Raw genomic sequence first — 2,501 nt, 5'->3', positions numbered from 1 at the left:
CCGTCTCGACGGCGGCGAACGCGCCCATCGAGACGCCGGCGAGGACCGCCGGGCCGACGTCCAGGTGGCGCACCAGCGCGGCCACGTCGTCCGCCTGGCGGAAGGGGCGGCTCGCGTTGGCCGATTCGCCGTGCCCGCGGAGGTCGGGCGCCACCACGTGGAAGCGTTCGGCCAGCGCGCTGATCTGGTGAGCCCAGGTGGTGTGGTCGGTGTAGCCGGAATGCAGGAGGACGACCAACGGGCCGGCGCCTGATCCTGCTTCGGCGTAGGCGAGAGGGCCGTCGTGACTGACGAAGGTCTTCATGACAACCAAGGTGTCATTGTTTCGCGCTTTTGACAACCAAGGTGTCACTATGGAGAGGTGAACGAGATGAGCGACGACGCGCGGCGGGCGGCACCCGGACCCATGGACCCCGACGAGGGGGCCCGGCGGCTGATGGAGGTCTTCGACCTGGTCGGCCCGCTGTACCACAAGGTCTTCCGCAAGGTGGAACAGGAGACGCCGGTCGACGGGGTGAGCGTCGGCGTGCGCGCGGTGCTCGACCTCCTGCACCGCCACGGACCGCTGACGGTGCCCCGGATGAGCCGGGCGCAGGCCCTCAGCCGGCAGTTCGTGCAGCGGATGGTCAACGACGCGGTCGCGCGCGGCTACGCGGAGAGCCGCCCCAACCCCGCCCACCGCCGCTCCCCGCTGATCGCGCTCACCCCCGCCGGGGCGGAGGCCGTGGCCGCGGTCACCGCCCACGAACGCGCGCTGCTCCGTCAGGTCGGCGGCGACCTCACACACCAGGAGGTGGACGCCTGTCTGAAGGTCCTCGGCCGGATGCTCGACCTCTTCGCCGACGTGGACATGGACGGCGCCGCCCCGGTGGCCCCCGCGGCCCCGGCGCGCGGGCGCGGCGACGGTGCCACGCCCTGAGCCCTCCGCGTCCGGCGGGTCCAACTCCTCTTCCGCCGACGGCCGTTCACCCCCGGCCCGCTTGTGGATCTTCGGCCGGGGCGATGTACTGGGTCGTCCGGCCGCCGGCCGGGGCAAGGGCACGGTCGGCCGGTGGGGCCGGCACGTGGGGCGGGAGGAAGACACACATGCTCTCCATCGACATCACCGGCGCCCTCGACAGCATGCCCCCGCATGCTTCGTCGGAGTACCACGCACGGGCCAGCGCGCTCTGCGACCGGCTGACCGAGGAGGAGACGGTGGCGCTGGAGGCGCTGATCACCGACGGCGGCGACAGGAAACGAGGCTTCGACGCGCTGTACGTCCTGCTCGCCCGGCACCGGCGGGCGCTGGACTCCGACCGCTACCGCCGGGTCTACGAACGTCACGCCGGACTCTTCGACGACCTGCCGATGCGCGCGGTGCTCGACTCGGACATGGCCATGCTGCACCCGGGCGGCCCCGACCTGCCGGGCGCCGCGGACCACGCGGCGCGGGCCCTCGCCGCCTATCCGCACAATCAGCCCCTCATCGCCCACCACGCCCGTGTCCTGGCCGAGTTGGGCTGGTCCGGCGCCGAGGTGCCGTCCGCCGAACTGGAGCAGGCCCTGGGACGGGTCGAGCGGTCGATCGAGGCGGACCCGGAACGTGCCAGGTTCCGTGCGGTCAAGGGGCAGCTCTGCGCCCTGCTCGGCAGGCACGAGGAGGCCGAGGCGGCGATCCAGCGGGCGCTCGCCCTGGAGGACTCCGGCCAGCAGGGATACGCGATCCGGGTCATCGAGTACCAGCGGCTGCGTGCCGACATCCGGCTCAGGGCGGAGACCGAGCGCGTCCGGGAGTCCCTGCGCGAGACGACGGAGCGCCTGGAGCGGGAGATGGAACAGCGGCTCAGCAGCGTGGCCCGGAACATCGAGCAGCGGGAACAGGCCGAACTGGCCAAGCTGCGCTCGGAGTCCCTGGGCACCCTGGGCCTGCTCGCCGCGGTGATCGCCTTCATCGTCACCAGCGTCCAGGTGGCGGACAAGATGCCGCTGGCCGACGCGCTGAGCCTGCTCACGGCGATCGCCGGGGTGCTCACCCTCGTCTTCACCGTCTTCGCGGGCGTCTACGCGGCGGTCCGTTCCTGGTGGCTGGCCGCCCCCGCGCTGCTCGGGGCCGGCCTGTTCCTCTACGCCAGCCTCGGCTGATCCGGCCGCGGTGGGGGAGCCGCCCCGGAAAAGGCGTCGTGGCCGCGGCGGCCGCCGCTACCGTGGCGGCATGGGGATCGCCAGGACGTCGTACGTCTGCCTGCCCTGCCGGGCCTCGTGGAAGCAGGGGTTCCCCGAGCGGGGTGAGGCGGGGCGGACGCGTGTGTGCACGCGCTGTGCGGGGCCGCTGATCCTCGCCGGCTCGGTGTTCGCGGCGCCCGCGCGGCGGGACCGGGAGGGGTGGCGGGTGCTCACCGTGCTGCTGAACGCGGGCGTCCGCTTCCATGTGCACGACTGCAGCGGCTGCGGTGCCGGGTACCGCCCGCGCACCCTGCGCGAGGTGTGCGAGCGGCTGGCGTACGCCGGGCGGACCGGGA

The 2,501-nt window shown here is 73.3% G+C and carries 4 protein-coding genes; 3 read left to right on the top strand and 1 reads right to left on the bottom strand.

The features are described 5' to 3' along the window. Positions 1-304: alpha/beta fold hydrolase (locus HW445_RS26645; RefSeq protein WP_180223432.1), on the bottom strand; the 304-nt coding region annotated here is incomplete at its 3' end. Positions 305-370: 66 nt separating this feature from the next. Here HW445_RS26645 and HW445_RS26640 point away from each other — a divergent pair. From HW445_RS26640 to HW445_RS26630, 3 genes are all read left to right on the top strand, one after another. Beyond that, on the top strand, positions 371-919 hold the full coding sequence (locus HW445_RS26640) for a MarR family winged helix-turn-helix transcriptional regulator (RefSeq protein ID WP_180223431.1): 549 nt from the start codon (positions 371-373) through the stop codon (positions 917-919). Between the two features lie 167 nt (positions 920-1,086). Next, on the top strand, positions 1,087-2,124 hold the full coding sequence (locus HW445_RS26635; RefSeq protein ID WP_257231306.1) for a hypothetical protein: 1,038 nt from the start codon (positions 1,087-1,089) through the stop codon (positions 2,122-2,124). A gap of 70 nt (positions 2,125-2,194) precedes the next feature. Continuing rightward, a partial coding sequence (locus HW445_RS26630; protein WP_180223430.1) for a deoxyxylulose-5-phosphate synthase occupies positions 2,195-2,501 on the top strand: 307 nt, incomplete at its 3' end.

The sequence above is a fragment of the Streptomyces sp. UH6 genome (genome assembly GCF_013421635.1).
GTDB classification, from domain to species: Bacteria; Actinomycetota; Actinomycetes; order Streptomycetales; family Streptomycetaceae; genus Streptomyces; species Streptomyces abyssomicinicus.
The sequence above is the reverse complement of the archived record's forward strand: the minus strand, read 5'-3'. Positions and strand labels throughout refer to the sequence as shown.